This window comes from Streptomyces sp. NPDC058086 (assembly GCF_042885015.1).
Classification (GTDB): Bacteria; Actinomycetota; Actinomycetes; order Streptomycetales; family Streptomycetaceae; genus Streptomyces.
In genome coordinates, this window is sequence record NZ_JBHVST010000037.1 from 23,420 (window position 1) to 48,034 (window position 24,615).

Annotated in this window: 20 protein-coding genes; 8 read left to right on the forward strand and 12 right to left on the reverse strand. The window is 72.2% G+C overall.

What is annotated here, in order from left to right; translation table 11 throughout:
• Positions 1 to 62 precede the first annotated feature (62 nt).
• The 3 genes from ACFVWD_RS27010 to ACFVWD_RS27020 form a co-directional block, all read right to left on the reverse strand.
• Positions 63 to 1,667: a carboxylesterase/lipase family protein gene (locus ACFVWD_RS27010; RefSeq protein ID WP_389599703.1), complete on the reverse strand. Its 1,605-nt coding sequence runs from the start codon at positions 1,665 to 1,667 to the stop codon at positions 63 to 65.
• A complete protein-coding gene (locus tag ACFVWD_RS27015; protein WP_389599704.1) occupies positions 1,664 to 4,129 on the reverse strand; it encodes a beta-glucosidase in 2,466 nt (821 codons plus the stop codon). Before ACFVWD_RS27015 ends, ACFVWD_RS27010 begins: the two co-directional genes overlap by 4 nt.
• Before the next feature lie 233 nt (positions 4,130 to 4,362).
• Positions 4,363 to 6,207 (reverse strand): TIGR03767 family metallophosphoesterase, encoded by a 1,845-nt coding sequence (locus ACFVWD_RS27020; RefSeq protein ID WP_389599706.1) that lies wholly within the window; start codon positions 6,205 to 6,207, stop codon positions 4,363 to 4,365.
• A 403-nt stretch (positions 6,208 to 6,610) separates the two neighbouring features.
• Here ACFVWD_RS27020 and ACFVWD_RS27025 point away from each other — a divergent pair, with 403 nt between their 5' ends.
• Positions 6,611 to 8,989, forward strand: a complete 2,379-nt coding sequence (locus ACFVWD_RS27025) for a beta-galactosidase (protein ID WP_389599708.1) — start codon at positions 6,611 to 6,613, stop codon at positions 8,987 to 8,989.
• A gap of 91 nt (positions 8,990 to 9,080) precedes the next feature.
• Positions 9,081 to 10,166, forward strand: a complete 1,086-nt coding sequence (locus ACFVWD_RS27030) for a LacI family DNA-binding transcriptional regulator (protein WP_389599710.1) — start codon at positions 9,081 to 9,083, stop codon at positions 10,164 to 10,166.
• A gap of 145 nt (positions 10,167 to 10,311) precedes the next feature.
• Here ACFVWD_RS27030 and ACFVWD_RS27035 read toward each other — a convergent pair whose 3' ends face one another.
• Positions 10,312 to 10,749, reverse strand: a complete 438-nt coding sequence (locus ACFVWD_RS27035; RefSeq protein WP_385374301.1) for a DUF4442 domain-containing protein — start codon at positions 10,747 to 10,749, stop codon at positions 10,312 to 10,314.
• 181 nt (positions 10,750 to 10,930) lie between these two features.
• Between ACFVWD_RS27035 and ACFVWD_RS27040 the strand changes: the two genes are divergently transcribed.
• Positions 10,931 to 11,968, forward strand: coding sequence for a hypothetical protein (locus tag ACFVWD_RS27040; RefSeq protein ID WP_389599712.1), 1,038 nt, complete (start codon positions 10,931 to 10,933; stop codon positions 11,966 to 11,968).
• A 91-nt stretch (positions 11,969 to 12,059) separates the two neighbouring features.
• Positions 12,060 to 13,373: an MFS transporter gene (locus ACFVWD_RS27045; protein ID WP_389599714.1), complete on the forward strand. Its 1,314-nt coding sequence runs from the start codon at positions 12,060 to 12,062 to the stop codon at positions 13,371 to 13,373.
• Here the strand turns inward: ACFVWD_RS27045 and ACFVWD_RS27050 are convergent.
• From ACFVWD_RS27050 to ACFVWD_RS27060, 3 genes are all read right to left on the reverse strand, one after another.
• Positions 13,335 to 14,180 carry a spermidine synthase gene (locus ACFVWD_RS27050; RefSeq protein WP_389599716.1) on the reverse strand — a complete coding sequence of 282 codons (846 nt, stop codon included), beginning with the start codon at positions 14,178 to 14,180 and terminating at the stop codon, positions 13,335 to 13,337. The two genes, ACFVWD_RS27045 and ACFVWD_RS27050, sit on opposite strands and share 39 nt — an antisense overlap.
• 166 nt (positions 14,181 to 14,346) lie before the next feature.
• Positions 14,347 to 15,525 (reverse strand): elongation factor Tu, encoded by a 1,179-nt coding sequence (gene tuf, locus ACFVWD_RS27055; protein ID WP_389599718.1) that lies wholly within the window; start codon positions 15,523 to 15,525, stop codon positions 14,347 to 14,349.
• 318 nt (positions 15,526 to 15,843) lie between these two features.
• Positions 15,844 to 16,578 carry a DNA alkylation repair protein gene (locus ACFVWD_RS27060; protein WP_389599719.1) on the reverse strand — a complete coding sequence of 245 codons (735 nt, stop codon included), beginning with the start codon at positions 16,576 to 16,578 and terminating at the stop codon, positions 15,844 to 15,846.
• Positions 16,579 to 16,627: 49 nt separating this feature from the next.
• Here ACFVWD_RS27060 and ACFVWD_RS27065 point away from each other — a divergent pair, with 49 nt between their 5' ends.
• Entirely contained in the window at positions 16,628 to 17,407 is a 780-nt protein-coding gene (locus ACFVWD_RS27065; RefSeq protein ID WP_360268322.1) for a VTT domain-containing protein, read from the forward strand.
• Positions 17,408 to 17,462: 55 nt separating this feature from the next.
• On the opposite strand, the gene ACFVWD_RS27070 is transcribed toward ACFVWD_RS27065, so the two are convergent.
• Positions 17,463 to 18,632 carry a thiolase family protein gene (locus ACFVWD_RS27070; protein WP_389599721.1) on the reverse strand — a complete coding sequence of 390 codons (1,170 nt, stop codon included), beginning with the start codon at positions 18,630 to 18,632 and terminating at the stop codon, positions 17,463 to 17,465.
• A 102-nt stretch (positions 18,633 to 18,734) separates the two neighbouring features.
• Here ACFVWD_RS27070 and ACFVWD_RS27075 point away from each other — a divergent pair, with 102 nt between their 5' ends.
• Positions 18,735 to 19,196 (forward strand): winged helix-turn-helix transcriptional regulator, encoded by a 462-nt coding sequence (locus ACFVWD_RS27075; RefSeq protein ID WP_389599723.1) that lies wholly within the window; start codon positions 18,735 to 18,737, stop codon positions 19,194 to 19,196.
• Positions 19,197 to 19,243: 47 nt separating this feature from the next.
• Here the strand turns inward: ACFVWD_RS27075 and ACFVWD_RS27080 are convergent, their stop codons facing one another.
• The 3 genes from ACFVWD_RS27080 to ACFVWD_RS27090 are packed head-to-tail and all read right to left on the reverse strand — an operon-like array spanning position 19,244 to position 22,112.
• The gene (locus tag ACFVWD_RS27080; RefSeq protein ID WP_389599725.1) at positions 19,244 to 19,975 is read right to left on the reverse strand and encodes a cupin domain-containing protein; all 732 of its coding nucleotides are present in this window, start codon (positions 19,973 to 19,975) and stop codon (positions 19,244 to 19,246) included.
• Positions 19,972 to 20,913, reverse strand: a complete 942-nt coding sequence (locus tag ACFVWD_RS27085) for a PmoA family protein (RefSeq protein ID WP_389599727.1) — start codon at positions 20,911 to 20,913, stop codon at positions 19,972 to 19,974. Before ACFVWD_RS27085 ends, ACFVWD_RS27080 begins: the two co-directional genes overlap by 4 nt.
• Positions 20,910 to 22,112, reverse strand: coding sequence for a Gfo/Idh/MocA family protein (locus ACFVWD_RS27090; RefSeq protein WP_389599728.1), 1,203 nt, complete (start codon positions 22,110 to 22,112; stop codon positions 20,910 to 20,912). Before ACFVWD_RS27090 ends, ACFVWD_RS27085 begins: the two co-directional genes overlap by 4 nt.
• A 356-nt stretch (positions 22,113 to 22,468) precedes the next feature.
• Here ACFVWD_RS27090 and ACFVWD_RS27095 point away from each other — a divergent pair, with 356 nt between their 5' ends.
• On the forward strand, positions 22,469 to 23,344 hold the full coding sequence (locus ACFVWD_RS27095) for an undecaprenyl-diphosphate phosphatase (RefSeq protein WP_389599729.1): 876 nt from the start codon (positions 22,469 to 22,471) through the stop codon (positions 23,342 to 23,344).
• A 35-nt stretch (positions 23,345 to 23,379) separates the two neighbouring features.
• Here ACFVWD_RS27095 and ACFVWD_RS27100 read toward each other — a convergent pair whose 3' ends face one another.
• Positions 23,380 to 23,973, reverse strand: a complete 594-nt coding sequence (locus ACFVWD_RS27100; protein WP_389599730.1) for a carboxymuconolactone decarboxylase family protein — start codon at positions 23,971 to 23,973, stop codon at positions 23,380 to 23,382.
• 251 nt (positions 23,974 to 24,224) lie between these two features.
• Here ACFVWD_RS27100 and ACFVWD_RS27105 point away from each other — a divergent pair, with 251 nt between their 5' ends.
• Positions 24,225 to 24,398, forward strand: a complete 174-nt coding sequence (locus ACFVWD_RS27105) for a winged helix-turn-helix transcriptional regulator (protein ID WP_389599731.1) — start codon at positions 24,225 to 24,227, stop codon at positions 24,396 to 24,398.
• The last annotated feature ends 217 nt before the right edge of the window (positions 24,399 to 24,615 follow it).

The window sequence follows — 24,615 nt, forward strand, 5'->3', positions numbered from 1 at the left end:
CCGAATCGCACACTTCCCGGCGTGCGCCCACGACGACGGGCACACGCCGGGAAGCCTACCGCTCAGCCTCGCGCGGCGGCGTCCCACAGCTCGCACCGATGCTCCCGGTGGACGGTCGTGCTCACCACGTTTCCGCCCCGGGAAGCGGTCCGCAGCGAGAGCACCCGACCGGAGCCGCCGGGCATCGCGGGCTGCCCGTCGGCACGCGGCACCCCGCCCCGGATGAAGGACCCCCAGTACTGGATCATCTGCCGCGACAGCGCCCGCTGCTCCGCGTTCAGCGGGGTGGGGAGCCCGAAGTGCTTGAAGAGGTACTGCACCTCGTTCACATGGGTCGCCCCGAAGTCGAAGCTCGTGCGGAGATCGCGCAGCGAGGCGAACGGCGGTGAGGTGCGGTCGGCGAACTCGTACGCGTACACGGGCCCGCGTCCGGCGAGCACCGCGTCGAGCCGCAGCGCCGGACACGCCATGAGGTAGTCACCGAAGGCGGTGGCGTAGGCGAGCGTCGGCGACGGGTAGTCGTCGAGCGGATAGCGCGTGAGTACCCGCTCGCCCAGCTCGGCGCCCCAGGCCTCCTTCACGACCGCCGGGTACCGCTCGGCGGTGAGCGGGGTGCCGGCATGGTCGAACCGGGCGAAGGCGAACAGCCGCCCCTCGTCCTCGTTCGCCCCGTTCAGTACGGGGACCCGGGCCGCGGCCCCCTTCGCGTACGCCTCGAAGGGCTGTACCGGCAGGAAGGCGCCGCCGACGACGGGCCCCCAGTCGAATCCGCCCTGGGCGGCGAGGATCTCCGCGGACGACCTGCCGCGCAGACACACCGCCGACAGATCGGCGCAGCCCACCTTCCGTGCGAAGGCCGCGCCGGCGGCCACGGCCGCCTCGTGGGTGCGCGCCGCGCAGTTCCCGTACGCGCCACTCTCGACGATCCCCGCCCGGTACAGGCCCTTCGAGGTCGGCGAGGCCAGCTGGGTGCAGACCGAGCGGCCGCCCGCCGACTCGCCCGCGACGGTGACGCGGCCCGGATCGCCGCCGAAGCGGCCTATGTTGGCGCGCACCCAGCGCAGTGCGGCCTGTTGGTCGAGCATGCCGAAGTTGCCCGAGACCCCGTCGCGCGCCTCGCCGTCGAGTCCGGCCGTGGCGAGGAATCCCATCGCGCCGAGGCGGTAGTTGACGGTCACGACGACCGTGCCGGTCCGGCGGGCGAAGGTGTCGGGCACGATGTCCTCGCCCGCACCCGCGGTGAGCCCGCCGCCGTGCAGCCAGACCATCACCGGCCGGCTTCCGGCGCCTTCGGGGACGTACACATTGAGGTCGAGGCAGTCCTCGGTGTGGCTGGGCCGCTCGTAGCCGGGGTCCCAACTGGCCGTCTGGACACATCGGTTGCCGAAGTCCCGTGCGGTGCGCACACCGCGCCAGGGTGCGACCGGCTCCGGGTTCCTCCAGCGGAGCGCGCCGACGGGCGGCTGTGCGTACGGGATGTCGAGGAACTGGCGTCCCTCGGCGGTGACTTCGCCCCGGACCAGACCGGCGGCGGTGCGCACGACGGCCGGGTCCTGCGCGGCGTGCGCCGGGGCCGGGGCCGGTGCGACGAGCGCGGCGGCGAAGACCGTCGCCCCTACCAGCAGCGTGCGCAGGCGGCCGGATCGGACGATCCTTCCCCTGTTCACGCGCCCACCTCCACACTGCCGCGCAGCCGCAGGTCCCGCGACGACGACCCCACCCACACAGCGCGGCGCCCGGTGCCGAGGACCCAGTCGTGCCGCCCCGCGTCCCAGGACGACAGCGTGCGCCGGTCGAGGCGCACCGTCACCCGTCGCCGCTCCCCCGCCCGCAGCGCGAGCCGCCGGTACCCGGCCAGCACCCGTACGGCCTGGTCGAGCCGGAGATCGGGCGACGGCCCGAGGTAGACCTGCGCCACCTCGACGCCGTCGCGCCGCCCGGTGTTGCGCACGGTGAAGCCGACCTCGCTCCCCCGGACCCGCAGGTCCTCGTACGCGAACGAGGTGTACGAGAGTCCGTGCCCGAAGGGGAACAACGGGCGCACGCCCTGCGCGTCGTACCAGCGGTAGCCGACGTGGATCCCCTCCGAGTACTCCTCGGTGCCGTTCACGCCGGGGTAGCGGTGCGGGTCGCCGGCGACCGGGTGGTGGGCGTCGTCCACCGCGAAGGACTGGGTGAGCCGGCCACCGGGATCGCAGTCGCCGAACAGGACGGCGGCGGTGGCGGCCGCGCCCTCCTGGCCCGGGTAGTACATCTGGAGCACGGCGGCCGTGCCGTCCAGCCAGGGCATCGAGGTCGAGGAGGAGGTGTTGAGGACGACGGCCGTCCGGGGGTTGGCCGCCGCGACGGCCTTGATCAGCTGCTCCTGGTTGCCGGGCAGCGCGAGGGTGCCGCGGTCCAGGCCCTCGGTGGCGTCCTCGTAGGCGAAGAGGACGACGCTGTGGGCGGCGCGCGCGGCGTCCACAGCCTCGGCGACGTCCTGGGCGCGGGTCGCCCCGGTGACTCGCCGCAGCCGGAACAGTTGTCCCGTGTCGGCGCCCTGGGCGGTGATGGAGACCTGGTGCTTGCCCTTCGCGAGGTCGAGGGCCTTGCGGCGGACGGCGAGTCCGTCGGGCGCCGCGGAGACCAGACCGCCGCTGAAGTACTCGCCGTAGCCGGGCAGCGGCGGGAAGAGTTCGACGCCGTCGACGAGCACCGTGGGCCGGATGCCGGAGTAGTGGATGACGAAGGTCCACTCGTCGGCGTCCGCGACGGTGAGCGTCCCCGTGTACGTCCAGGCCCCTCCGGCGGGGACGTTCTGGCCCTCGGTGTCGATGCCCGAGGTCAGCGCCGCGCTCGGGATGGCCTTGCCGAAGAGGTCCTCGCCGAGCGCGTACGACACCCGGGCGCCGCCTCCCGCGCGGGAGCGGATGGCGTCGAGCGGGCTGTCGGCGTGGTCCGGGACGACGTGCGCGCTGCCGCCGCCGCTGACGAACGGCAGGGAGCCGGTCGGGCCGACGACGGCGATGCTGCGGGCGGCGGCGCCGGTCAGGGGCAGTGCGTGGCGCTTGTTGCGCAGGAGCGTCGCGCCCGCCTTGGCGACCTCCAGAGCGACGGCCGCGCCCGCCTTCGGGTCGCGGGCGGGACGGGGCGGAACGCCGCCGCCGAGCAGCCCGAAGCGGTCCATCACGGCGAGGACGCGGCGTACGGCCCGGTCGACGTAGGACTCGGCCACGGCGCCGCTCTGCATGGCCGTCTTCAGGGCGGCCCCGAAGTACGTACCGTCCGGCATCTCCATGTCGAGGCCCGCGGTGAGGGCGGTGACGGTGCTGTGGGCCGCGAACCAGTCGGTCATCACCCAGCCTCCGAAGCCCCACCGCTCGCGCAGGATGTCGGTGAGGAGCGTCTTGTTCTCGCAGGCGAAGGTGCCGTTGACCTTGTTGTACGCGCCCATGACCGCGCCGGTGCGGGCGGCGACGGCCGCCTCGAAGCCGCGCAGTTCGACCTCGTGCATGGTCTGCTCGTCGACCCGCACGTCGATGGACATGCGGTCCTGCTCCTGGTTGTTCAGCGCGAAGTGCTTGACGGTCGCGATGAGGCCCTCACCCTGGATGCCGCGGATCTCGGCCGCGACCAGGTCGCCGGCGAGCAGCGGGTCCTCACTGAAGGTCTCGAAGTTGCGGCCCGCGTACGGGGTGCGGATGAGGTTGACCATCGGGGAGAGCAGCACGTCCTGGCCGAGGGCGCGGCCCTCGCGCCCGATGACCTGCCCGTAGCGGCGGGCCAGGCCGGGATCGAAGGCGGAGGCGAGAAGCACCGGGGCGGGCAGGGCGGTGGCGTGCCGGGTGACGCGGACTCCGGCGGGGCCGTCGGCGAGGCGGAGCGGCGGGATGCCGAGGCGGGGTACTCCGGGTGTGTACCCGGCCTGGCCGAGCGAGGCGGGGTCGGTGGCGCCGTGCAGCAGGGAGATCTTCTCGTCGAGAGTGAGTTTGGCCATCAAGCCCTCTACGCGAGGGCCGGCGCCGGATCTGGACTCCGCCCGGGCGAGCGGAACGGAGCCGGTGGTGGCCGCCGCGGCGACCGCGATGGCGCCGCCCAGCAGACGCAGGGTCGAACGCCGGGAAAACCCATCGGAAGCAGCGTGGGACATGAGCCGTCACTCCTTCGGTGCGCGGGCACGTCGTCGTGAACCGCAGGTACGCGCGCCGACGACAACGCCCGCGTTCGGCCCTTGAACACACCAGATCCCAGCCCGAACATGACACGCCGTCACACAACACGGGTACGGCGCGAAAACTATGACCGCCGGTGACTCGTGTCAATGAAATGAACAGGAACGGCCGGCACCCCGACAACAACCGAAGGAATCACGGCAAGGACCGTTTACGCCGCCGCCGGCCCGCCCGCCACCACCAGTTCCGCGTTGCGGTCCCCGGCACCGCCCGCCCAGCCCTCCTGGACGCCGTCCTTCATGCTCTCGGCGAGGCCGGGAGCGTTGTAGGCCACTTCCCGGTACAGGGAGGCGAGTCCCACCGCCGACAGGTCGTCGAAGTCCGGGGCGGTGCGGTGCGGCGCGGCGGACTCGACGAGGGTGGTGAACAGGGACACCGTCCCGTCTCCGTTGTCGGTCAGTTCGATCAGCCGGGCGTGGTGCGGATAGTCCACGTGGGAGGCGGTGTTGACCTCCCAGAAGGAGCGGGCGGGCGTCGCGTGCGGGTGCGGCGTGATCCGGTTGACGTGACTGTGCCCGTTGATCCAGGCCACCACGTTCGGGAACCGGCTGAGCAGGGCGATGACCTCCGCTCCGTCGTGACGCGGCTCGTCCGTGCGGGCGGCGTCGGGACGACGGGTCATGCTGGGGCTGTGGTGGTGACTGAAGACCAGGATGTGGGCGTCGTCGGCCCCGGTGTTGCGGACGAGCCGCCCGTTGGCGTCGTAGGACCGGGAGCTGTGCGCGGCCAGGGTCCTTTCCAGCCAGCGGAGTTGGTCGCTGCCGAGTGAACCCTCGTAGTGGCCGCTGCGGTACGTCGTGTCGATGCTGATGCCGAGGACGTTCTCGGCCACCTTGAAGGAGTAGTACATCCGCTCGCCGTCCAGGTTGTCCTGGGTGTAGCCGTGGCCGACCGGACCGGCACCCACGCGCGCGGGGTCGAGATGGGCGGCCAGATAGTCGTGCGGGGTGCACAGTCGGCGCCGCTCGTCGGCGGTCACGGTCCGCGCCGAGGCCACGTTCCTGGTCAGGATCGCCTTGAGCACCTCGCTCTTCGGATCGTCGCCCGACCCGAGCGCCTTGGCGTAGGCGGCCGCGTCCGCGGCGGGTACCGACAGCAGTTTGCGGGAGCCGACGGCGAAGTCGTTCAGCGCGGGCGACAGGCAACCGCCGGGCAGATCGTCGTGGTTGCCGACCGTGGAGTACCAGGGGATGCGCAGCCCCGGGCTGGTGATCGGGCGGGTGGCCGCCGCGAGGAAGCCGGGGATCAGGGGCAGCCCGCGCCGCTTGTCCAGATCGCGCAGGTGGGGGTCCCCGGGGTGCCAGTACAGGGGGAGACCGGAGTTCTGGGCGCCTTCGTATGCCCGCGGGTCGCCGGTGTTCGGCGTGATCCGGCCGCCGCTCATCACGGTCAGGAACCACTCCAGCTCGATCGCGGAGTTGTTGTCGACGTTGTCGCCCGTGGTCATCACGAAGGCGGGGCGCAGCCTGGTGTTCGGCCCTCCGCCGAGCGCGTTCACCTGCTCGACGAGCGCGACCGCCCCGGCCACCGTCAGCGCCTCCTGCGCCCGCCACGACGAGGCCCCGCGCGAGCGCAGGAACTCGGTGCGCAGCGGGTTCTGTACGTCGGCGAGATGGAGGTCGGTGAACTGCACGAAACACGCGAGCGGGGTGCGCCGGTCCTTGCGCCCGGCGCCTGGCGTGGCGAGCTCCTTACGGACGACCAGGGGCCAGCCGGGGCCAGAGACCAGCCGTCGGTAGGTGCCGGTGTGGGGGCTGCCGCCGAGGCGGGCCGTCGTCTCCAGGGTGGTCACGGCGTGCGGCGCCGCCCGCGGGGTGCTGCGGGGCGGCCGCTGGACGACGCTCCGTGCGGCGGGCTCGACGGCGGGGTGCCGACGCTGGCGCGGCAGGAGCGCCCCCGCGCTGGTTCCGGCGACACCGGCCGCTGCCGTGGCGCCTGAGGCGAGCAGAAATCGACGACGGTTGACGGCGGCGGATACGGGTTCGGTTCCGGCCATGGGGCGCCCCTCCGGTGCCTCCGAGCGATTCACTTGCTGGAACCACTCAGCCAGGCCGCGGGGACACGGGCGTGGCCTCGCCGTGAACGCCTCCGGAACAGGCGGAACGCCACTTGGCCCCGGTGTTTCCGAGGGCGTCGCCCGGCCCGCGGGAGGTCCGGCGGCGAGGCGGACCACGGCGTTCCGGGGCCGTTCCGCCATCGCCCCAAAGTCCCTTGACGCGCGCCATGTTACCGATAACATCACTGAGTCTGGGAACGCTCCCACGCCCCAGGTCGAGAACGGGAACGGGAACGAGCGAGCGCACCCCACCGCGCCCGCACCGCACTGCACCGCACCCGCACCCGCACCCGCACCCGCACGAAGTCGACGCCCTCCCCCAACCCGGACCGGAGAAGTCCCGATGCCGCATCTCCTGCGCGTCCCCGCGCCCCCCGCACCGCCCCTGACCGGCCATCTCCCCTTCGCCGACGCCCCGGGGGCACCCGACCCCATCGAGGTGACCAGCCGCTACCTCACGCGCGGCGGCCGCCCCTGGTTCCCGGTGTCCGGCGAGTTCCACTACGCGCGCTACCCGGCACGGGACTGGGAGGAGGAGCTGCTGAAGATGAAGGCGGGCGGGGTCACCGTCGTCGCCAGTTACGTCATCTGGATCCACCACGAGGAGATCGAGGGCCGCGTCCGCTTCGACGGCGACCGCGACCTGCGGCTCTTCGCCGAGTTGTGCGCCCGGCACGGCCTGGACTTCATCCCGCGCATCGGCCCCTGGTGCCACGCGGAGGTCCGCAACGGCGGCTTCCCTGACTGGCTGCTCGCCCGCACCCGCGCGCCCCGCACGGACGACCCCGCCTATCTGGAACCCGTACGCGGCTGGTTCACGGCGATCGCGGAACAGCTGCGGGGACTCGACCGGGCACACGGCGGTCCGATCGTCGCGATCCAGATCGAGAACGAGCTCTACGACCAGCCCGGCCACCTCCTCACCCTGAAGCGGATGGCCCAGGAGGCGGGTCTCAGCGCGCCGCTGTGGACGTCCACGGCCTGGGGCGGGGTCCAACTGCCGCCCGACGAACTGCTTCCGCTGTACGGCGGCTACACCGAGACGTTCTGGACGGAGGCGGACGGCGGCTGGCCGGACACCTGCCGCAAGCACTTCTTCTTCACCCATCAGCGCGACGACGAGGGCATCGGCGCCGACCTGCGCCCGACGACCGTACGCGGCGGCGACCCCGCGCCCACGGACCGCTTTCCCTGGGCCACCTGCGAGCTCGGCGGCGGCATGGCCGTCGCCTACCATCGCAGGCCGCGCGTCGAGCCCGACGACATCGGCGCGCTCGGCCTCACCAAGATCGGCTGCGGTTCGGTCTGGCAGGGCTACTACATGTTCCACGGCGGCACGAACCCGGCCGGTGAACTCACCGCCCTCCAGGAGTCCCACGCCACCGGCTACCCCAACGACCTGCCCGTCCTCACCTACGACTTCCAGGCGCCGCTGGGCGAGTACGGCCAGGTCCGGCCCTCGTACCACGCACTGCGCCTCCAGCACCTGCTGCTGGCCGACTTCGGCGACCTGATCGCCCCCATGGAGTCCGTCCTGCCCGAGCGGCAGCCCGCCTCCCAGTCCGACCGGGACACTCTGCGCTGGGCCGTGCGCGGCGACGGCACCTCCGGCTTCCTGTTCGTCAACAACCACCAGCCGCACGAACCGCTGCCGGCCCACCCCGGCACGACCTTCACGGTCGACTTCCCCGACGCTCCCGCCCTGACGTTGCCCAGCGCCCCGATCACCGTCCCGACCGGCGCGTACTTCTGCTGGCCGCTGCGTCTGAACGTCGCCGGTCTACGGCTCGACTGGGCCACCGCCCAGCCGGTGTGCCGGGTCCAGGACGACGGGCGTACGGTCCTGGTGCTGGCCGCCACCGACGGCGTTCCGGTCGAACTCGCCCTGGACGCGGGCACGGTCGCGTCCGTCGACACACCCTCCGGAGCGGTCGGCAAGGCCGACGGCCGTGTTCTGATCACCGGTCTGCGTCCCGGCACCGACGCCCTCGTCCAGGTGAGGACCGCGGACGGGAACGACATGGGCCTGCTCGTCCTCGACGCCACCACCGCGCGCACCGCCTACCGGGGTACGGCGTGGGGCGCCGAGCGGCTGGTCCTCTCCCCGGACAGTGTCGTTTTCGACCAGGACGAACTCCGCGTGCACAGCTCCGCGTCGCGACCCTCCTTCGCCGTACTGCCGACGCCCGCACGGCCGTTGACGGTGGCCGGGGCACCCCTGTCGGCGACGGCCGACGGCGTGTTCACCCGCTGGACGACCGAGGAATGGGCCGACGGGGACATCGCGCCCGCCGCCACCCTCGTGCGCCCCGCGGGCCCGCCGCCCACGACCGCGACCGGTCCCCTGGGCCGGGCGAGCGCCCCGGCGGACGAACACTTCGCCGCCTCCGCGGCCGAGTACCACGTCAAGCTGCCGGACGACCTCCCGCACCGGCCGTCCGGCACCGTCCTGCGCGTCCACTGGACCGGCGACGTGGCCCGCGCGTACGTCGGAGACACCCTCGTCGCCGACCAGTTCTTCTCCGGACGCGTCTGGGACATCGGCCTGGACCGGCTCCCCGCGGCGGCCCCGCGCAACCGTGGGCTGCGGCTGCTGTTACTGCCCCTGGCCGCCGACGCTCCGGTGTATCTGCCCGAGCGGGCGGGTGACGTCACGGGACGGGCGGCGGTGTGGCGCGTCGAGTGGGGGACCAGCCGCGCCTGGGCGGTCCGGACGGGCTGACGAAGGGGAGGCGGGCCGGGCAGGCCTATCCTGTGGGCCTGCCGGGCGGATCGGGACAGACCGCCGCCGAGACGTCGGAGGATGCGCCCCCATGACCCGAGGTGCCACGGACGGCGCCGTCCCCCAGGGAACCGAGGGCCCCAAGGGACGCAGTCGGCGCAGCTTCGCGGGGGCGCGCCCGGTGATGGACGACGTGGCCCGGCTGGCCGGTGTCTCGAAACAGACGGTCTCCCGGGTGCTCAACGACAGTCCCGCGGTGCGGCCCGATACCCGGGAGGCGGTCGTGACCGCCATGCGCACACTCGGCTACCGGCCGAGCCGCAGCGCGCGATCCCTGGCCAGTGGCAGGACGCGGATGCTCGGGGTGATCTCGTTCGACGCGGCACGCTACGGGCCCGCCTCCATCCTGACCGCGATCAACTCCGCTGCCCAGGAGGCCGGTTATCTGGTCAGCTCCATCGCCCTCGACACGGCCGACCGGGACACCCTGGTACGCGCCGTGCACACGCTGTCGGCCGAGGGGGCGGACGGGCTGCTCGCCATCGCACCGCAGCGCTGGGTGGGCAGGGCCCTGGCGGAGGCGGCGCTCGACGTCCCCCTGATGGTCCTGGAGAACGACCTCGGGGACGACGCCTCGTACGTCACCGCGGACTCCCGCGACGGGGCGCGCCAGGCCACCGAGCACCTGCTGAAGCTCGGCCACAGCACGGTTCACCACATCGCGGGCCCCACGGGCTGGCTGTCCGCCGAGCGCCGCCTGGAGGCGTGGCGGGACACCCTTCGGGCGGCGGGGGCAGAGGTCCCCGAGCCGCTCATCGGCGACTGGAGCGCGGACTCCGGGTACGCGCTGGGCCGCCGGCTGGCCGGGCTTGCCGAGGTCACGGCGGTGTTCGCCTCCAACGACCAGATGGCGCTCGGCGTGCTGCGCGCCCTGCACGAGGCCGGGCGGCACGTTCCGCACGACGTCAGCGTCGTCGGCTACGACGACATCCCCGAGGCCGCCCACATGCTGCCCCCGCTGACGACCGTGCGTACCGACTTCGCCGCGACAGGCCGACGTTCGCTCCAACTGCTGCTGTCTCGCATCGACGGTTCGGCAAAGCCCCGGATCGACCACATCGAGCCGGTCCGGCTCGTCGTACGCCGCAGCACGGGCCCCGTGCCACGGAAGCCGTGACGCGCGAGAGCGACGACGCGGAAGCCGTGACGCGCCGGAGCGACGACGCGGTGGGAAGCGCGACCCGGCCGTGAACGCCGGGCGGGCCCGCCCGGCACCAGGAGGTGTCGGCCGAGGGGACCCGCCGCCGTTCCGATCGCTCGGCTCAGCCGTTTGGCCGCAGGGTCCAGACAACCGTCATCTCGCCCGTGACCGCGCCGTCCGCGCGCTGGATGGCGATGGTCACGGGGAACTCGGGGCGCTGACCCGCGTCGAGCTCGGCGACGACCTCCGCGGCCGGGCGGCCGAGGGTCGCGGTGGCCGTCACGGGGCCCATCGCGAGCTTCTTGTACGCGATCTCGGCGCTGACCGCGAGCGGCACGGCGCGCGACAGCTGCTCCCCGAACGCGGCGAGGACGATCGCCCCGCTCGCCGACTCACCGAGGGTGAACATCGCTCCGGCGTGCGGCCCGCCGACGTGGTTGTGAAAGTCGCTCTGGTCCGGCAGGGCCACCACGGCCTTGTCCGGCGTGGTCTCCACGAACTCGAGGTTCAGCGTCCGGGCCATCGGCACCGTGGCGGCGAGCATCTCGCCGATCGTCATCTGGTCTGCGCTCATACCCACATGTTACCCGTGAGTAGATAATCTTGACAGGCACCCACCGGTCGATCTCTGCGGCCAGGTGTGAAGAAATCGAAAAGGTGCGCCCCGATTCCTGACCGGTACATGGCTGACGAGCTCCGGTGACCGAAACGTGTCACAGGCGCCACTAGGGTGGTGGCCCATGTGGCCAGGACAGCAGCCGCCCGGGGGCGAGCAGAACCCGCAGGACCAGAACCCGTACCAGCAGCCGGGTTACCAGCAGCCGAATCCGTATCAGGAGCCCGGATACCAGCAGACCGGGTACCCGCAGCCGGGGCAGCAGCCGGCCCCCCACGGACCCCAGCCGGGGCAGCCCCAGTGGGGAACGCCGGCCCCCGCGGGCGTGCCCCAGCCACCGAGCGGTGGCGGAAACAGGACCAAGGTCATCGCCATCACGGCGGCCACCGCCGTGGTCGTGGCCGCCGGTGTGACGGGCTTCCTCGTCCTGGGCGGCGACAAGAAGGACGACAACGCGGGCAAGGACGCGTCCAAATCGCCCAGCGCGTCCGCCACCACGTCCCCCAGCGCGAGCGGAAGCGGTGACAACCCGCGCGGCGCCGACGAGGAGAAGCCGACCATCGCGGGCTGGAAGGTCGTCATCAACCCCAAATGGGGCACCGCCTTCGACGTCCCCCCGGACTGGAACGTCCGCACGCCCGGCACGTTCATCGGCTTCGAGGACAAGCAGAAGGGTGACGGCTCCGCGTACATCGGCATGTCCGCGCCCGCTTTCCTCAAGGAGAAGTGGTGCACGTCCGACGACGACAAGGACGGCCGCACGGACGACACGGCGCTGGCCGCGGCCGGCACCAAGGGGGAGAGCGGCGCCAAGAACACCGACACCATCGCCCGCGGCGACTCGGCCGCCTGGGCCTTCGGCGGCTACACGGACCAGGCGAAGGCCTCGGAGAAGCTGCTGAAGATCGGCAAGCCCCAGCCCTACACGACGGCTTCGGGCATCAAGGGCAGCGTCGCGACGTCGTACACGGTCGGTGTCCCCAAGAAGGGCAAGTGCGACTCCGACGGCACGGCGACCTCGTTCGGCTTCAAGAACTCGGCGGGCGACTTCGTTTCCTGGTCGTTCTACGGCGCGAAGGATGTCAGTGACGAGGTCCCGGACGCGACCGTGCGGAAGATCCTCAGCACGGTACGGCTGCACGGTACCCCGACGGGTTCCTGAGCCCCCGCCCTACGGGCCGGGCTGCCGGACGGTGCCCGGTCCTCGCGCAAACGGTTTGGCAAGCGGGGACCGCGGCGGCGATAGTCGGCCGGTGACCTCCGCCGACGCCTCCCGCCGCTCCCGCCGCCCCTCCTGGGCGGGCCGCAACTACTCCCTGCTGACCGCCGCCGCGGTCGTCACCAACCTGGGCAGCCAGGGCGCGCTGATCGCCTCGGCGTTCGCGGTGCTCGGGGCGGGCGGCAACGGGGGTGACGTGGGGCTGGTGGCGGCGGCTCGGACGCTGCCACTGGTGCTCTTCCTGCTGATCGGCGGAGCGGTCGCCGACCGGCTGCCGCGCCATCGGGTGATGGTCGCGGCCAACGCCCTGAACTGCGTCTCGCAGGCGTTGTTCGCGATCCTCGTCCTCGCCGGTGAGGCGCGGCTGTGGCAGATGATGCTGCTGTCCGCGCTCGGCGGCACCGGGCAGGCGTTCTTCAGCCCGGCGGCCGAGGGCATGCTGATGTCCTCGGTGAGCGGGGAGCATGCCAGCCGCGCCTTCGCCATGTTCCGGATGGCGATGCAGGGCGCCGGCCTGGGCGGCGCGGCCCTGGGCGGGGCGATGGTGGCCGTGGTCGGGCCCGGCTGGGTGCTCGCCGTGGACGCGGTGGCGTTCGCGGTCGCCGGGGCGCTGCGGTCGTTCCTCGACGTGAGTCACATCCCGCCGCGCGAACCCGGCGGCGGGCTGCTCTCCGATCTCCGCGAGGGCTGGCGGGAGTTCGTCGGACGGCCGTGGCTGTGGACGATCGTCGCCCAGTTCTCCGTGGTGGTCGCGGTCGTCGGCGCCGCCGACGCGGTCTACGGTCCGCTGGTCGCCCGGGACAGCCTCGGCGGCCCGGGGCCGTGGGGACTCGCGCTCGGCGCGTTCGGTGCCGGAACCGTCGGCGGCGCACTGCTGATGACCCGCTGGAAGCCGCGCCGGCTCCTGCTCGCGGGCACTCTCTGCGTCTTCCCCCTGGCCGCCCCGGCCGCCGCGCTCGCGGTGCCGGTCCCGGTGGGTCCGCTGTGTGCCGTGATGTTCGTCAGCGGTGCGGCGATCGAGGTCTTCGGGGTGTCGTGGATGACCTCGCTGCACCAGGAGATCCCCGAGGACAAGCTCTCCCGCGTCTCGGCGTACGACTGGTTCGGCTCGATCGCGATGGTCCCGCTGGCCACCGCCCTGGCGGGCCCGGCGGAAGCGGCCCTCGGGCGTACGACCGCCCTGTGGGGCTGTTCGGCGCTGGTCGTCGTGGTCACGGCGGCGGTGTTGTGCGTGCCGGACGTACGGAATCTGACCCGGCGGACCAAGGCGGTGGCCCAGGGGTCACCGGTGGCGGGGGTCGAGCTCCGGTCAGCCGATGCTGAAGGCACCGCCGGGCGGCTCGGGTGAGGCAACCGCGTCCTCGTCGCTCACGGGTGCGGCGGAGCCGATGAACTCCCGCAGCGCCGCGCCGCTTTCGACGCGCGCCGGGAAGGCGTCGGCGGCCGTGCGGCGGGCGAGGACGGCCGTGTCGAGCGGGCGGTGGGAGGCCACGAGCACCGCGTTGCCGAAGCGCCGCCCGCGCAGCACACCGGGTTCGGCGATCAGGGACAGCTCCTCGAACACGGTCGCGAACGTGGCGAGTTGGGAGCGCAGAAAGACGAAGGGCGCGGCGTCGGCGAGGTTGGCCAGATAGACGCCGTCCTCGCGCAGCACGCGCGCGGCGGCGCGCGCGTACGCCGTGGACGTCAGGTGCGCCGGGACGCGCGCGCCGCCGAAGACGTCCGCGATCACGATGTCGGCGGAGGCGGGCGCGGCGGATTCGAGCCAGCCTCTCGCGTCCGCGCCGTGCAGCGTGATGCCCGCGTCCTCGGGCAGGGGCAGGTGCTCGCGGACCAGCTCCAGCAGGCCCAGGTCGGCCTCCACCACGTCCTGCCGTGAGCCGGGGCGGGTCGCGGCCACATAGCGGGGCAGCGTCAGGGCTCCGCCGCCGAGGTGGAGCACGTCCAGGGGCCGTCCCGACTCCACGACCGTGTCCAGGACGTGCCCGAGCCGTCGGGCGTACTCGAACTCCAGATGGGTCGGCTCGTCCAGATCGACGTACGACTGCGGCGCGCCATCGACCGTGAGCAGCCAGGCCCGCCTCCGGTCCACGTCCGGCATCAGCTTGGCGGTTCCATGATCCACGGTCCGTGTCACGGGTATCGGCTCGTCCACGGATCCATTGTGCCGCCCCTTTCAGGAGCAGTGTCAGCGCTGCCTGACGGCCGCGCGGGCCGCGGCCTCTGCTACGGCGATCGGTACGAGTCGGTGCCCGCTCCCCTCGTAGCGGGAGCGGGCACCCTCGTAGCGGGACGGGCACCCTCGTCCTGCCCCTCGGCCGTCAGCCCACCGAGGTCACCGTCCCCGCGCCGACCGTCCGGCCGCCCTCGCGGATCGCGAAGCCGAGCCCCGGCTCCAGCGGCACCTCGCGCCCGAGCTCGACCGTCATCGTGACGGTGTCGCCGGGCCGGGCGACCGCCCGCTCGCCGAGGTCGACGTCACCGACCACGTCCGCGGTGCGGATGTAGAACTGCGGCCGGTACCCGGTGGAGACGGGCGTCGTACGACCGCCCTCGCCCGTCGACAGGACGTACACCTGGGCCGAGAAGCGGCGACTGGGGACGACGCTGCCGGGCGCGGCGACGATGTGCCCGCGGCGTACGGCGTCGCGGGGCACCCCGCGCAGCAGCAGCGCCACGTTGTCCCCGGCCTGCGCCTCGTCCATGGGCTTGCCGAAGGTCTCCAGGCCGGTCACCACCGTGTCGACGGCCGCGCCGAGCACTTCGACGCGGTCGCCGACCCGGATCGTGCCGCGCTCGACCGCGCCGGTGACGACCGTCCCGCGCCCGGTGATCGTGAGCACGTTCTCGACCGGCAACAGGAACGGCGCGTCGAGGTACCGCTCGGGCATGGGCACATACGTGTCCACCGCGTCGAGCAGCGCGTCGATCGCCGCCGTCCAACGGGGGTCGCCCGCAAGCGCCTTGAGACCGGACACCCGTACGACGGGTACGGACTCGCCCCCGTAGCCGTGCGCGGAGAGCAGCTCGCGGACCTCCAGCTCCACGAGGTCGGTCAGCTCCTCGTCGCCCGCGTCGGCCTTGTTCAGGGCGACGACGATGTGGTCGACGCCCACCTGCCGGGCGAGCAGCACGTGCTCGGCGGTCTGCGGCATGATCCCGTCGAGCGCGGAGACGACGAGGATCGCCCCGTCGAGCTGCGCCGCGCCGGTGACCATGTTCTTGACGTAGTCGGCGTGACCCGGCATGTCCACGTGCGCGTAGTGGCGGGTGTCGGTCTCGTACTCGACGTGCGCGATGTTGATGGTGATGCCGCGCGCGGCCTCCTCCGGCGCCCGGTCGATCTGGTCGAACGATACGTATCGGGTACTGCTGCCGGAGCCGCGCTCGGCGAGGACCTTGGTGATGGCGGCGGTCAGGGTGGTCTTGCCGTGGTCGACGTGACCCATCGTGCCGATGTTCAGATGCGGTTTGGTGCGGACGTATGCCGTCTTGGGCATGGCGATACCTCGAAGCCTCTTCAGTGTCAGCGGAGCTGAGTGATGGTCCCGGCGCTCAGCGGCCGGGACGGGGACCCCAAGGACTTGCCGACCCTCCCCCTGCGGGGTCCGCCGGACGATCCGGGAAGGGTCAGCTTCGGGCGCCGTCGACGGCGGCCACGATGATCGGGACGGCAGCCTTCGGCGCATCCGCGACTGCGGATGCTGCGAGGAGGAAGGCGTGCCGGATCATGAGGCGATCATCGCCGACGTATCCGGCCACGTCGAATGGTTTTTCCCGCCACGAGGGCGGGTGTGGCGGGTGTTTCTGCCGGTGTGTCAGGGGCCGATGTTCTTGAGCGCCTCGCGTACGGAGAGGGGCGCGAGCCGCCCCTGTTCCCGGGCGACGAAGGCCCGTACCGCCTCCGGGTCCGTCTTCGCGTACTCGCGCAGACACCAGCCGATCGCCTTGCGGATGAAGAAGTCGGGATGTCCGGACTGCCGTACGCAGTAGGCGAAGAGCCGCTCGGTGTCGGTCGTCTCCTTGTAAGGGAGCTGGTGGAGCAGGGCCGTACGGGCGACCCACAGGTCCTCGTCCTCGATCCACGCGTCCATGTCGCTCTTCAGCTTCGGATCGGCGGCCACGAGGCCTCCCACCACGTGGGCGGCGAGGGCGTCGACGGTGTCCCACCAGGAGACCGTGCCGACGAGATGGCGCGTCACCGGGAGGAAACCGGAAGAGAGTTGCCTCACATGGCGGCGCAGGTAGTCGACGGCGAAATAGTGATACTCGCGCTCCGGCAACGCCCAGCAGCGCAGCGCCACGGCGGTGCAATCGGCCTCTACAGGGGCGGCTGTTCCGAGGAGGACCGTGCGGGACAGCACGCGGCGATCGGGCGTGGTCAGACCGAGGAAGGGGGCGACGTCCTTCATGTACGCGCGCATGGACGCGGCCCGTTCCGGATCGGCCGCCGCGCCGTAGGTGACGGTGAGTCGTTCCAGCACGGTGTCGGCGAGGGAACTGTTCGGCACCTCGAACCGCGCACCCGACGTTCCGGAAGCTGTGACGCCCATGAGACGAACCATACGGCGATCACACACACGGGTCGGTTAGTGTCGCCGAATGCTCGATGCCACCACCCGCTCTGGGGGCACCGCCACAGCCGTTCCCCCGGCTCCCGTCGCTGAGCTCTCCCTCGCCGCGGAGTTCGCTGTCTCCACGCCCACGGGCCTCGCCGCCCGTTGCACAAGAGTCCTGCTCTCGCCCTGGTCCCGGCTCTCCCTGCTGCTGGTGCTGCTCGCGGCGGCCGCGTCGAGCGTGCTGCTCTTCGAACCGCAGCGGCTGCTCTCCGACGGCTGGCCGCCACAGCTCAGCGGCGCCGCGGCGGCCGTGGTGTTCGCGGTGGCGTACGGACTGTGCACGGTGGCGTTCGTGCCCCGGCCGCTGCTCAACCTCGCGGCGGGCGCGCTCTTCGGCTCGCAGCTGGGCCTCGGCACCGCGCTCGCCGGCACGGTGCTCGGCGCCGGCGTGGCGTTCGGGCTCGGCCGGATCCTCGGGCAGGACGCGCTGCGCCCGCTGTTGCGCGCCCGCTGGCTGAAGGCGGCCGACGGACAGCTCAGCCGGCACGGCTTTCGCACGATGATGATGGCGCGGCTGTTCCCCGGCGTGCCCTTCTGGGCGGCGAACTACTGCGCGGCCGTCTCCCGCATGGGCTGGCTGCCGTTCCTCCTCGCCACCGCCCTGGGATCGATCCCGAACACCGCCGCTTACGCCGTCGCGGGGGCCCGGGCCTCGGCGCCGACCTCCCCCGCCTTCCTGATCGCCATGGGCTTCATCGCGCTGCCGGCCCTGGTCGGCGCGGTGGTGGCCTGGCGCAAGCGCCACCACCTGCGCGGACACTGATCAGCCTCCGGCACGGCGGCTCTCGGGAACCCCGGACGATCCGGGCCGTCCGCGATTACACGGCCTCGATGACCATCGCGTTGGCGAGTCCGCCCGCCTCGCACATCGTCTGCAGCCCGTAGCGGGCTCCGCGCTCGCGCATCGCGTGCACGAGGGTGGTCGTCAGCCGGGTGCCGCTCGCGCCGAGCGGGTGCCCGAGCGCGATCGCCCCGCCGTGCACGTTGACCCGGGACAGATCCGCACCCGTCTCCTGCTGCCAGCTCAGGACGACGCTCGCGAAGGCCTCGTTCACCTCGAAGAGGTCGATGTCGCCGAGGGTGAGCCCCGCCCTGCGGAGCACCTTCTCGGTGGCCGGGACGACGCCCGTGAGCATCAGCAGCGGGTCGGAGCCGGTGACGGCGAAGCTGTGCAGGCGGGCGAGCGGGCGCAGGCCGAGCCTGGCCGCGGTCTCGCTCGACGTGATCAGCACGGCCGACGCGCCGTCGTTGATCGGGCTCGCGTTGCCCGCCGTGACGGACCAGTCGATCTGCGGGAAGCGCTCGGCGTAGGCCGGGGCGTAGTAGGCGGGCTTGAGTCCGGCGAGTATCTCCGTGGTGGTGGCGGGCCGGACGCTCTCGTCGCGGGTCACGGACTCCAGGGGCGCGACCTCGGCGTCGAAGAGGCCGTTGTCCCAGGCCGTGGCCGCCTTCTGGTGCGAGCCCACCGCGAAGGCGTCCAGCTGCGCGCGCGACAGGCCCCACTTGGCGGCGATGAGTTCGGCGCTGATGCCCTGCGGCACCAGGCCCTCCGGGAAGCGCGCCGCGATCCCGGGTCCGAAGGGATCCTCGGTGCCTCGGACGTTCGAGCCCATGGGCACACGGCTCATCGACTCCACGCCGCAGGCGACGACCATGTCGTACGCCCCCGACAGGACACCCTGGGCCGCGAAGTGCACGGCCTGCTGGGACGAGCCGCACTGGCGGTCCACGGTGGTGGCGGGCACCGTCTCGGGAAAGCCCGCCGAGAGCGCCGCGTACCGGGTGATGTTCGCGGCCTGCTCGCCCACCTGGCTGACGGTCCCGCCGATGACGTCGTCGATCAGCGCCGGATCGACTCCGGAGCGCTCGACGAGGGTGCGCAGTGTGTGGGCGAGGAGCTCCACGGGGTGGACGTGGGCGAGGGAGCCGTTCGGCTTGCCCTTGCCTATGGGGGTGCGTACGGCTTCGACGATGACGGCATCACGCATGTTCGATCTCCAGACTCACCAAGTTTGTTTTCCAAACCCACTAGGTGACTCAAGAGTAACCCAGTGAGTTGGACAAACCAACCCACCCCCTAGACTGGTGGCATGAAGGACGCCCGCCCCTGTTCGATCGCCGACACACTCGCTCTCGTCGGCGAGAAGTACTCCCTGTTGGTACTGCGCGAGGTGTCGCTCGGCGCCACCCGCTTCGACCAGCTCGTCCGCAACATCGGCGCACCGCGCGATGTGCTCACCGCCCGCCTGAAACGGCTCGTCGACGCGGGCGTACTGGAGAAGGTCGAGTACAGCGACCGCCCGAAGCGCTACGAGTACCGGCCCACCCGGGCCGGCCTGGAACTGGAGCCGGTGCTGCACACGCTGATGGCGTGGGGCGACCGCCATCTCCAGAAGGGCGGTTTCCGTCCCATGGTGCTGGAGCACACCTGCGGCCATGAGCTGGTCCCGCAGGTCGTGTGCCGGGAGTGCGGCGAGGTGGTCGAGCACGGCCACCTGACGGCCCACCCGCAGACCCCGGGGTGGACGGCGACGGGGCCTGCGGTGGCGTAGGGACGGGCCTGTGGTGGCGCGGGCCCGGAGAAGAACCCCCGCAGGGGCTAATTGGTCCCCTGGTAGACGTCGAGGCGTCCGCACATCCCGAACTTGCCGTGCGCGGAGGGCCGTTCGGCCCGTACGAGGGCGTCGGCGAGGTGGGAGACATCGCCTCTCCCCAGCCGGTCGAGCTGCTCTCCGGTGGCCACGGCGGCGGCCTCGGCACCGCGCCGCCACCGCTCGCGCCACTCGGCGAGCCGGGGCCGCACCAGCGCGGCCGCGGCCCGGTGGAACGCGGCGAGCGGCTCGGGCCCGTACGCCGCGCGCAGCGCCCGGTAGCCCTCCAGGGCGAGGTCCCGCCGGGCCCGGGCGACCCGCTCCTGCTCCTCCTCGGGCGCGTCGGCCGGGATGACCGTCGCGGCCGCGTACGTCTCGGGGTCGGTCAGGTACTCCGGAGGCAGGGTGAGCACGGCGTCACCCGCTTCGGGCAGGCCGTTGTTCTGCATGAGGACGGTGATGCGCAGGTCGTCCTCGTTGACCAGTCGGTGGATGGTGCCGGGTGTGAACCACGCGACCGTGCCGGGTTCGAGCGGCGTGACCTCGTACCCGGACGTCGTCAGCGTCTGCACCGCTCCGCGCCCGCCGGTGACGACGTACGCCTCCGAACAGGTCAGGTGCAGATGGGGGGTTCCGCCAAAGACCCCGTCGGCGGCGGGCCAGTCGTACACGCAGAGGTGCGAGACGGCGACGGCGCCCGGCAACCCGGTGAACACCGGGGTCTCGTGCGCGCCGCTCACCACGGGTGCTCCTCCAGGTATTTGGCGACCTCCTCGCGCTCCCAGGCCCCGTCGGCCACGACGACGCGGTAGCGGCGGGTGAGGGTGTCGCCAGGGGCGAGTTCGAGCTCGTCGAAGAAGGCGAACGAGGGGGCGACGGCGGCGAACGGATCGTTGCGCACGAACCAGTGGGCCGGGTGGGCGCCCGCCTCCCCGGTGTGGTCGTTCTCGGGGGCGTGCGCGAAGACGAGGGTCGCGTGGCCGTCGGCGCCGTCGTGCTCGCCGGAGTACGCGAGCCAGGGCGCCTGCCGCCCCATCAGGCCGGGCCCTTCGGAGTCCGGCCCGATGATCCGGCCGTCCCGGAAGGCACGCGGTCCGCGCCAGAACAGGCCCGTGTAGCCGGCCATCTCCCGACCCGCGGTGGTCGGGCTGCCGAAGCGCAGCGCCTCGTCCCGCCTGTTGGTGACCACGGTCGTCCAGGTCAGCGCCCAGGAACCCGACGCGGGATCGACGTCGTGCACCTCGACGCGGCGCTCCTCCTCGGCCCACAGCTCACCGTCGTACGGATGCCAGGTGAGGCGCTCGGCGATGACCGCGCGACCCCCGTCCGAGACCACCTCGTCGAAACCGACGTGTGCCATCGACCCGACACGTTCCGGGAGTTCGAGGTATCCCTCCCCGTGGACGTACGTGTTGCCGCCCCACAGGTTGGAGCCCGACAGGTGGGAGGCCGTCATCTGGAGGCCCTTGTGCCAGCGGTGGTCGTTGGGCCGGTAGTCCGTGACGATGTCGCCGGTCAGCGTCCTGAGGGGGTGCAGATACGGCTTGGGAGCCTCCCAGGCCGCCTCGGGCCGGTAGACGTAGCTCAACAGCTCCACGCCGGTGGTCGTGTCGCTGATCGTGATGCGATCACCATGGACGTGGACGATACGCAGCGCACCCTGCGCGGACCCGGTCATGCCGACATCTCCTGGCTCACGGTGGACGCGGACTCGCCGGTGGACGCGGCGGGCGGCGCCCAGCCCGGCGCGCCCCCGTGCAGGGCCGTGTAGAACGGGTCCCCGGGCCCGACCTCCCCCGCGCGGACGGTCGTGTCCGTGAACGCCGACTTGTAGAGCGCGGTGATCAGTTCCAGGCTGGTCCGCCCGTCGGCGCCGCTGCTGCGCGGCCGCTCACCCGCGCGCATGCTCGCGACCAGCTCCCGCAGCTGCTCCAGATGCGAGCTGGGTACGTCCGTACCGAAGTCCCGCCAGGCCGCCACGTCCTCGTCGGACACGTCGGGGGCCGGGGTGATCCGCCAGTTGTCATTGCTGTGGCCGTAAAGGTGCGTGAGCTCGACGGTGGCGCGCTCGCAGTCGATACGGATGCGGCTCACCTCGTCCGGGCTCAGGACACTGTTGACGATCGTGGCCAGCGCGCCGCTCTCGAAGCGGACGAGGGCGGTCGAGACGTCCTCCGTCTCCAGGTCGTGCACCAGGCGCCCGGCCATGGCCCGCACCTCGCTCCACGGCCCCATCAGGTCCAGGAGCAGGTCCATCTGGTGGATGCCGTGTCCCATCGCGGGCCCGCCGCCCTCGGTCTCCCAGCGCCCGCGCCAGGGCACGGCGTAGTACTCGGCATTGCGGTACCAGGTGGTCTGGCAGTGCGCGACGAGCGGGCGGCCCATGGTCCGCTCGGCGATGAGGCGCCGCACGTGCCGGGACCCCGAGCCGAACCGGTGCTGGAAGACGATGGCCGCGTACGGGCCCCCGTCCTTCCCCTCCTCCGCCTCGACGGCGTCGAAGTCGGCGAGCGCCAGGACCGGCGGCTTCTCGCACCAGACCCAGGCCCCGGCGCGCAGCGCGGCGACGGTCTGGTCCCGGTGCAGGGTCGGCGGGGTGCAGATCGCGACCAGGTCCGGCCGCTGCTCCTCCAGCATGCGGTCCAGATCGGTGTACGCGTGCGGGATGCCCGCCTCGGCGCAGAACTTCCGGACGGCGTCCTCCGCGATGTCGACCGCGGCGACGATCTCCGTCTCCCCCTCTTCGGCGAGCCGGGCGAGCGCGGGAACATGGCTCCCGCGCGCGATGGCGCCCGTACCGATGACGGCGGCCCGGATACGGCGGCCCTCGAACGGGGTCGCGGGGCGGTTGGGGGCGGACTCGGTGCTCTTACTCATGTACGTGATCAGCGCTCCATCGGACGTCACGTCAGACGTTGGCCAACGCATGGTGTCACCGAAGCGGAACCGGCGGCAGCAAGCGCTTTCTCCTCCACTGCAACGTATGTGCCGGTCCAGTGGCAGGTCAACACCCCGGTCACACCGTGGACGACGTTGCCCACCGGGTCGGCACAGGACCGTCACCGCCCGCCTCGCCGTCCGCCCACTGCCCGCCCACCGTCTGCGCACGAAACCCCTGTGGCAGAGCTGTCCTTGGGGGACGCTACGCTGCCACCAACACCCGTGATCACCGCCCACAGCGGCTCGGTGTGCCCGTCGCCCCTTTCCGATCAGCGCTTGGACCACCTCACTTCATGTCTTGGTTTGAATCCCTCATCCTCGGACTCGTCCAGGGGCTGACCGAATTCCTTCCCGTCTCCTCCAGTGCGCATCTGCGCCTGACGGCGGCGTTCTCCGGCTGGGAGGACCCCGGAGCGGCCTTCACCGCGATCACCCAGCTCGGCACGGAGGCGGCGGTACTGATCTACTTCCGCGCGGATGTCGGCCGGATCCTCGCGGCGTGGTTCCGCTCGCTCACGAACAAGGAGATGCGCCGGAACCACGACGCCCAGATGGGCTGGCTGGTCATCGTCGGCTCCATACCCATCGGCGTACTCGGCCTGACGCTCAAGGACCAGATCGAGGGCCCGTTCCGCGATCTGCGGATCACCGCGACGATGCTCATCGTCATGGGCGTGGTCATCGGCATCGCCGACCGACTCGCGGCGCGTGACGAGACCGGCGGGAAGCACCGTGCGCCCAAGCAGCGCAAGGCACTCGAGGACCTGAACGTCAAGGACGGCCTGCTGTACGGCCTCTGCCAGGCGATGGCCCTGATCCCCGGCGTCTCCCGGTCCGGCGCGACCATCAGCGGCGGCCTCTTCATGGGCTACACCCGCGCCGCGGCGGCCCGTTACTCCTTCCTCCTCGCCATGCCGGCCGTACTCGCCTCGGGCACCTTCGAGGTCAAGGACGCCACCGCGAACGGACATGTGGCGTGGGGGCCGACCATCTTCGCGACGGTGATCGCGTTCGCGGTCGGATACGCCGTCATCGCGTGGTTCATGAAGTTCATCTCGCACAAGAGCTTCATGCCGTTCGTCTGGTACCGGATCGCGCTCGGCATCGTCATCATCGCGCTGGTCTCGACCGGCGGGCTGAGCCCGCACGCGGCCGAGTCCGCGGGCTGACCGGCCCAGTCCGCGGGCCGACGGCTCACCACCCCTCAGGCGCCCGAGCGGTCCGTCCCGGGGAGGGCGAGCGCCCAGGGTTCCTGCTCGATCCGCGCGCCGTTGGCGACGTACGCGATCGTGCGGTACCAGCCCGCGAGGACCAGCAGCTCGAGGACTTCGGGCTCGTCGAGGTGCTCCCGCAGTCCACTCCAGGCCGCGTCGCTCACCCGGGCCGCGTCGCTCACCCGGGCCGTGTCGTGCAGCTCGTCGACGGTACGCAGCAGCGCCGCCTGCCGGTCGGACGAGGCCGGGTGGTCGGGTCCGCCGGTCGCCGTGAGCGTCACCTGCCGCGGGATGAGTCCGGCCGTCTCGGCGTACGTCGCCATGTGGACGCCCCATTCGTACGCGCATCCGGAGCGGGCGGCGACGCGGGCGATGACGAGTTCTCGGTCGGCGTCGCTCAGCAGACCGTGGACGAGGAGGCCGGCGCCCAGTGCCCGCATGCGTGAGGCGAGTTCCGGGTGGCGCTCCAGCACCTTGAACAGCATCAGGGGTTCGCGGGCGACACCGGGCGGCATCCACCGGCGCAACGCGCGGCCGGTCTCGGGCTCGTAGGGCGGCGTGACGCCGTCGATGCGCTGCTTCATGGCTCGCAGCCCTGCGCTTCTGAAATCGAAGCGCAGGGGTGAGAGGTGAGCGACTCCCGGCGAGAGGTACTCACTTGGGCACGACACCCGCGCCGAACGATTCGGCTTCCGGCATTCCGAGGCGGGGCCGTCCGGGCCCCGGCAGCCCTTTCGAAGGCACGAACGCCTCGGCTCCCGGCAGCCCCCATCAGGACTCGGACGCTCCCGCCCCCGGCCGCCCCGTCCGCGGCTCGGACACCGGTCGTCCCGTCATGGCGGCGCTGGATCTGCTCGGCCGGCGCTGGACGCCACGGGTCATCTGGGAACTGCACGGCAACGGCGCCCCGATCGGCTTCCGGGACCTCCAGCGCCATTGCGAAGGCATGTCCTCCAGCGTCCTGTCCACGCGCCTCACGGAACTCCGCGAGGCGGGCATCGCCGCGTAGACAGCGACGGCGGCGCAGCCGGCGTGGCACCTCACCGGGCGACGACCTGGTCACCGCGATGGGGCCGCTGCTGGACTGGTCCCGCGCCTGGGCCGAGCGTCGGTGAGCGGATCCCGGCCGCCCCGGCGGAAGTCGGGCGACGGCACACCTCCGACCGACGATCCGACCGACGATCCGGCCGCCGTCGACGAGGTCTTCCGGGGCGTTCGGCATCGGG